The organism is uncultured Nostoc sp. (genome assembly GCF_964245445.1).
Taxonomy (GTDB): domain Bacteria; phylum Cyanobacteriota; class Cyanobacteriia; order Cyanobacteriales; family Nostocaceae; genus Nostoc.
Window position 1 is genome coordinate 1 of record NZ_CAXTNE010000355.1, and the last position, 6665, is coordinate 6665.

A 6665-nucleotide genomic window follows, 5' to 3' on the forward strand; every position below is an offset into this window, starting at 1 on the left:
ATTACCAACCTATTGGCAAACCCAACTGGTCTAAAGTAGCACCATCTTGCAAAAGTGGCTGAATATTGCTGTCTATTTGAATGCGACCACTAGACAGTACTAAAGCGCGTTGAGTAACTCTGCCTAACCAATGTAAATCATGAGAAGCAATTAACATCACCTGCACGGGTAACTTTAACAACACTTGCGCTAAATGTCGCCGCCATGCTGGATCAAGACCATTAGTCGGCTCATCCAAAATTAGAATTGTCGGGTCTAGGGCTAAAATTGAGGCTAGGGCGACCAGACGTCTTTGTCCACCAGAGAGTTCGTGGGCGGAACGATTGGCGTAGGCTTCGAGACCAAAATCAGCTAATAACTGCCGGGCGCGATCGCAAGCTTTGGCTGGTGACATTCCATAGTTGCGTGGTCCAAAGGTGATATCTTCCAGGATGGTCGGCATAAATAGTTGGTCGTTGGCATCTTGGAAGCTAAAGCCGATTTGACGACGTACTTGGGCTAGAGTTTTCGGTTCTACCGGGATGCCATTAATGGTAATTTTCCCAGTTTGCGGTTGTTTTAAGCCGATTAGGTTCTCCAGCAAGGTGCTTTTTCCAGAACCAGTTGCTCCCATCAACGCCACGCGATCGCCCGGATTTAACGTAAAAGAAATTTCTTGTAATACTGGCTCCTGGCGGGAATAGGCATAGACCAGGTTCTCAACCTTGACCACAGCTGCGTGGGGGTTATGGGTTGGTGATTGGGGATTAGAAGTTAAAGATTTCAAGATTCACAAACTCAATATTCACAACTGCACTAAATTCTGTAAGAAGTAAGAGTTACACCAGCAGCAATCGCCCAAGCTGCTAGTATGGCAAAACGCTCTTTTGGTCTGAGGGTAGAATCTATGGGCAATTGCCCGTTGTAACCACGAGTTACCATTGCTGCATAGACTCGCTCTGCCCTGTCTAGACTACGGAGATACAAGGCTCCAATCATGGCAGCACTGGCGTAGCGCAGCCATGCCGTAGTTCCATTCAAACCGCGTAATTGAGCGCTACGCTGCATCCTCCCCACTTCTGAGAGCAAAATTTCCATATATTGCCCTGCTAATAACAAGTTTTCTTTTAAAGGTGCTGGCACGGGTAAACCTTTGAGAGCGATGCCAAAACTGTGAGGCGGTAAGGTTAACAAAAAACTATTCATGGTAACCAAGCAAACCAGAGAACGAACTAGCAAAAAACTGGCTCGTTCCCATCCCAAGGGCAATGCCAGCAATGACAAAAAAATCAATTCTGTACCGAGTAATCCTCCCAAGCGGCGAATGGGTACGCGCAACAGCCAAGCCCACAAAAGTGCGATCGCGCCATATACACCTAAGCAATACCAAGCATAATGCTTTAATAAAGCTGCTCCCACTACAATCACTAGTGACAGTTGCAAACGTAACGGTAAGGAAAATTTAAGCATTCTTCGCTTTCACTACCTTGGCAATTCCAAAGGCAACAGCAAAGCAAACCGTAGCTCCCAAAAGCCCAGCGATACTGCTGCCAATTGGACCTAAACCCTCAATACCATAGTCAGCTAAGGGAGTCGGTACAATTACCCGTACTTTACTGGCTAAATCGATGAAGCCCGTGTTTTCGGCGACTTTCTCCAAACCATCAGGCCATGCTGAGGCAAAGAGTGATAGCACTCCTGCAATCAAGAAAATGGTGACAATGGGTACAGACCAACCGCGAAACTCCTGCTGTTCCCCTGGTAACAAATCTGGTCGGGCTGTGGCTAAATAAGTCAGCACACCTCCGGTAATTATCCCTTCGCCGATGCCAATCAGAATATGCACACCAGTCATAGCTGGTAAAACTATGGCTACGGGTGCAGTTCCTGAAAGGGCTAACTCAATGGCACAAACTACAGCCGCTACCACTACACTTACGCCAGCTGCAATGCCAGCAGCTAAAGGTAAGCGCCCTTTAGACCCCCCAAACAATCTCTGCAAGGTTTGGGTTAAAACCCAGCCAACCCAAACACCAACTACTGCCATGTTTAAAATATTCGCTCCCAAGGCTGTAATGCCACCATCAGCAAACAGCACAGCTTGAATAATTAAAACTGTGGCGATACACAATGTTCCTGCCCACGGACTGCCCAAAACGATCGCAGCTAAGGTTCCCCCCAACAAGTGACCACTAGTACCCCCTGCTACCGGAAAATTGATCATCTGAGCAGCAAAAATGAAGGCGGTAGTTAGCCCCAGTATGGGCGCACGACGGATACCAAAAGCCTCTTGCGATCGCTCCAAAGCAATAAAGAGTGCTGCTACACTCGCTAAACCAGTAGCCCCTGCCACTGGAACAGAAACAAATCCATCAGGAATATGCATGATCTACCTTGTAAATAGACGTTTATTTACTCAATACAAGCAATAAAACAAAAGCATTAAATTAATAACAAACAAAATTTTCACCTTTTTTGCAATGCCCTCTTGGGGGATTTTATGCTGTTACTTTCGAGATATTTACTATCCAATGGCTGCTAAATACTATACTTATTTCCTATTTTATTAAAGTTTGTTAACTTTGTTTTTATATATATCGCTAAATGTTGATAAATTCTTAGAAAATTCAAAAAAACTTGACTTTAATAAGGTAATATGCATTTAATTTGCAGATTCTCAATCGCCAAAAGTCTGGCTAGGATTGCCTTTTTTCTCTACAAGACGCTGTGCGAACATTTGGAATTGCTTTGCTGTTCTTATGGTTGAGATATAGTTATCACAGCAGTTTTTATTTATTTAAAGGACATCTATCGTAGGGACACAGCATTGCAGTGCCCAAAAGCGCGAGTTTATTTACTATATTGTCTTAATATTTATCTGGAATCAAGAAGAATTCTGAAGTCAAAGTTCAGGATTCAGAATGCAATTAGCTCTTAACTTGGATTTACCACTTTCTTGTTTACTACTAATTTTAAGATTTTGTGAACTAGTACTTAGTAAGTAAGTGCAAGTAATTAAAACATCGTGTAGTTAGCCTAACGCACCGGATATCTCATAGGGTGCGTTACAACCTCCGTAACCTACCCTACAGCTACTATTTCTCACGGATGATTTCAGATTGGTACATTATACTTACTAATACTCACAAGTCCTCACATAGCCTAGATAAAAGTATATTTGCTGACTTAGCTAACTAATGGTACAGTATTGATTGTTTGTATAAAAAAAATAATTTTTTATAAATGTACCATAAAATTAAGTGGTAAAATGTAAAGCTTAAATGAAGTTTAGGAAAATATTTTGAATTGAGGCGCGGAAATTACTAAACTTTTCAAAACAGCTAACTGCAATAAAAGTATTCATCAAATTTAACTAACCAGGTTCAGTCAATCAAGCCAGCAGATATGCGGCTTTGTTTCTCTCGGTTTTTACACATCCTCCTTCTGTAATCTAAAATTATGAAGACAAACTCATCCAACTCGCTGTTAACAGTACCAACTGGGCCATTAAAGATTTCAGAGTTGCCCCCTAACGGTATAGGTATAAGTGGTGAATCTATCCATCTTTCCCTAGTAATTCCTACTTATAAAGAACGTGACAACATCAAGAATGTGGTCAACATATTGAGTCAGTTATTGGATGAATCTATTCCAGGACACTATGAATTGATTGTGGTAGACGATGATAGCCCAGACCGAACTTGGGAAATAGCACAATCCTTGACGACAGAATACCCTCAGTTACGGGTGATGCGACGGCAACAGGAACGGGGCCTATCCTCTGCGGTGATTCGGGGGTGGCAAGCAGCTACAGGGAATGTTTTAGGGGTGATTGATGGAGATTTGCAGCATCCACCAGAGGTGCTGATGCAACTGTTGCGTAGTGTTGAGCAGGGAGCAGATTTGGCAGTAGCCAGTCGTCATGTGGACGGAGGCGGCGTCAGTAGCTGGAGTGTTGCTCGGCGTATCTTGTCTCGTGGCGCTCAGTTGTTGGGCTTGGTGATCTTACCGGGGGTACTGGGAAGAGTTTCCGACCCCATGAGTGGTTATTTTATGGTGCGCCGGAGTGCGATCGCAAATGCAACACTCAATCCAGTTGGATACAAAATTCTTTTAGAAGTAATCGGACGGGGAAAGGTAGACCAAGTTGCCGAAGTTGGGTATGTGTTCTGCGAACGCAAAGAGGGTGAGAGTAAGGTGACATGGAAGCAATATGTAGATTACATTCACCACTTAGTACGGTTGCGGCTCTCCACAGGACGGGTAGGACGATTGAGTAGAAAAGTCAATTTCCCAGTTGGTCGATTCGTCCGCTTTGGGCTGGTTGGCTTGAGTGGGGTATTTGTAGATATGGCAATCCTTTACTTACTCAGTGATCCGACTACCTTGGCTTGGCCACTGACGCGCAGCAAAATTATTGCTGGTGAAATTGCAATTTTAAATAATTTCTTTTGGAATGACGCTTGGACATTTGCTGATGTCAGCGCCAGACAGCAAGAATGGCAACAACGCCTGAAGCGATTTTTGAAATTTAACGCCATTTGTCTTGCTGGATTGGTATTAAATGTACTGGTATTAAATTTGGTATTTAATTTTCTTATTCATAACCGTTATATTGCCAACTTTATCGCGATCGCAGTTGCTACCGTCTGGAATTTCTGGATTAATTTGAAACTTAGCTGGCGCGTCACTGATGTGAAATAATCACAACGAGGGATTTGAGATTTTGATTTTTGTTCTTAGACTTTAGAACGAACTGAAATCTAAAACGTCAAATCTACAATTCCATTCGTGTGAGGCCCGGCAATGAGAGCTTTTTTCCAAGGTGCATTTGATTTTTACAGAAAAATTATCTCGTTGCAACCTGTCTATGCTGCCCGTTTCTTGCCCATAGTAAATGCAAATTCTACAGATGCAAATTCTACCTCACAACGCAAGTATTGGCATAATTGGCAGTTTCGCCTCCCTTCTTCCTGGCTTCACCCCTTGCTGAACTTAATGTGGTTGATCATCGGCATCAGTTTACGTCTAACCAACTTGACTGCAAAGCCTCCTTGGACTGATGAGTTTGCCACCTTGGTATTTAGCTTGGGGAATACTTTTTTATCAGTACCCCTAGATCAAGCGATCACGCCTGATATCCTATTGCAACCACTGCAACCAAACCCAGCAGCTAGTATTGGTGATGTGGTTCATAACTTAGCTACACAAGATAATCATCCACCACTGTATTTTGTGCTGGCTTACCTGTGGATGAAATTATTTTCCAGCGACGGAGGCTTAGTATCGCTGTTTGGGGCGCGATCGCTACCAGCTATAATCGGTGCTGCTTCTATACCGTGTTTTTATGTGTTAGGCAAAGTAGCATTTCGCTCGAAATTAGTGGGACACTTGACTGCTGCCATGATCGCAGTATCACCTTATGGCGTATTTTTAGCACAAGAAGCGCGTCATTACACTTTAGCAATCTTATGGGTAATTGGTTCTCTCACCTGCTTAGTAATTGCTACACGTCATATTCAAAACCGTACACCTTTACCTATATGGGTAGCACTTTTATGGGTAGGAATTAATGCTTTAGGATTTGCTACTCATTATTTCTTCAGCCTCACCCTCTGCACAGAAGCCATAGTTTTGATTTTTCTTGCTTGGCTTCAATTGCAAACTAGCAGCAAATTTTCTCTTTTATTCTCTCCTTCTTGGCGGCGCATTTATGCCGTTGTTGTAGGTACTTGTGTGGCTGGTTTAATTTGGATACCAATCTTATTAGAGAATAAAAATCGTGATAATTTGACCGAGTGGATTCGAGGTTCGCGTGTTGGACTAGATTGGTTAAGCCCAATTTTTCAAGCTTTAGGAACATTGATTGCAATGATTTCTCTATTACCAGTTGAATCTTCTCAAGCTTTGGTTGTGATTCCTTCTGGAGTGGTGATGCTGAGTTTCTTTATTTGGGCAGTACCAATTTTGCTGCGTGCGATCAAGATTCAACTACAGCACCCAGAAAACCGAATTATGATTCAGGTGTTTGCTGGAATAGTGAGCAGTGCAATCGCTTTATTCTTTATCTTTACGTACTTTTTGGGGATTGACCTGACTAGAGGTGCTAGATATAACTTTGTTTACTTTCCCGCGATCGTTGTTTTACTAGCGGCAAGTCTCGCAGTTTGTTGGCATCCTCCCAAGGAAATAAAAAGCATAGGTAAATGGGGAATAAACGGTAAAAAAGCCGTGATGTTAATTTGGCTAATGGGATTTGCCAGTGCAGTTACAGTAATCTGCAATCTCGGCTATCAAAAATATTATCGCCCTGACCTGTTTGTGCAACTGATTCAACAAACATCCGCCACACCAGTACTAATTGCTGCCACCCACAGAACTTATGTACACACTGGGGAAATGATGGGAGTCGCTAGGGAGATTAAACTTGCCAATTCACTCCAAAAACCTCTGTTTCTCCTTGCTCATCAAGACAAAGACCCGAATACTTCCACCATTGCTTTGGAAAATACTTTAAATCAATTACCACGCCCCTTTGACTTGTGGCTGGTAAACTTTTACGCACCAGTAGCAGAAGCCGTCAAAACCTGCGTTATACCTGATACTCAATCAATGCCTAGCATAGATGGCTACGAATATAAACTTTATCATTGCCAATAAGGTGGGGAGTGGGGAAGAAGCAGGGG

At 42.9% G+C, this 6665-nt stretch carries 5 protein-coding genes; 2 read left to right on the plus strand and 3 right to left on the minus strand.

Annotated elements, in window-relative coordinates:
- Nucleotide 1 precedes the first annotated feature (1 nt).
- From ACFE90_RS34440 to ACFE90_RS34450, 3 genes are read right to left on the minus strand one after another with little or no spacing between them, the layout of a single operon-like run.
- Nucleotides 2-766, minus strand: a complete 765-nt coding sequence (locus ACFE90_RS34440; RefSeq protein WP_375506771.1) for an energy-coupling factor ABC transporter ATP-binding protein — start codon at nt 764-766, stop codon at nt 2-4.
- A gap of 29 nt (nt 767-795) precedes the next feature.
- The gene (locus ACFE90_RS34445) at nt 796-1449 is read right to left on the minus strand and encodes an energy-coupling factor transporter transmembrane component T family protein (protein WP_375506772.1); all 654 of its coding nucleotides are present in this window, start codon (nt 1447-1449) and stop codon (nt 796-798) included.
- Nucleotides 1442-2365, minus strand: a complete 924-nt coding sequence (locus tag ACFE90_RS34450) for an energy-coupling factor ABC transporter permease (RefSeq protein ID WP_375506773.1) — start codon at nt 2363-2365, stop codon at nt 1442-1444. Before ACFE90_RS34450 ends, ACFE90_RS34445 begins: the two co-directional genes overlap by 8 nt.
- A gap of 1073 nt (nt 2366-3438) precedes the next feature.
- Between ACFE90_RS34450 and ACFE90_RS34455 the strand changes: the two genes are divergently transcribed.
- Nucleotides 3439-4683 carry a glycosyltransferase gene (locus ACFE90_RS34455; protein ID WP_375506774.1) on the plus strand — a complete coding sequence of 415 codons (1245 nt, stop codon included), beginning with the start codon at nt 3439-3441 and terminating at the stop codon, nt 4681-4683.
- A 102-nt stretch (nt 4684-4785) separates the two neighbouring features.
- Nucleotides 4786-6639, plus strand: a complete 1854-nt coding sequence (locus ACFE90_RS34460) for a glycosyltransferase (RefSeq protein ID WP_375506775.1) — start codon at nt 4786-4788, stop codon at nt 6637-6639.
- Nucleotides 6640-6665 lie beyond the last annotated feature (26 nt).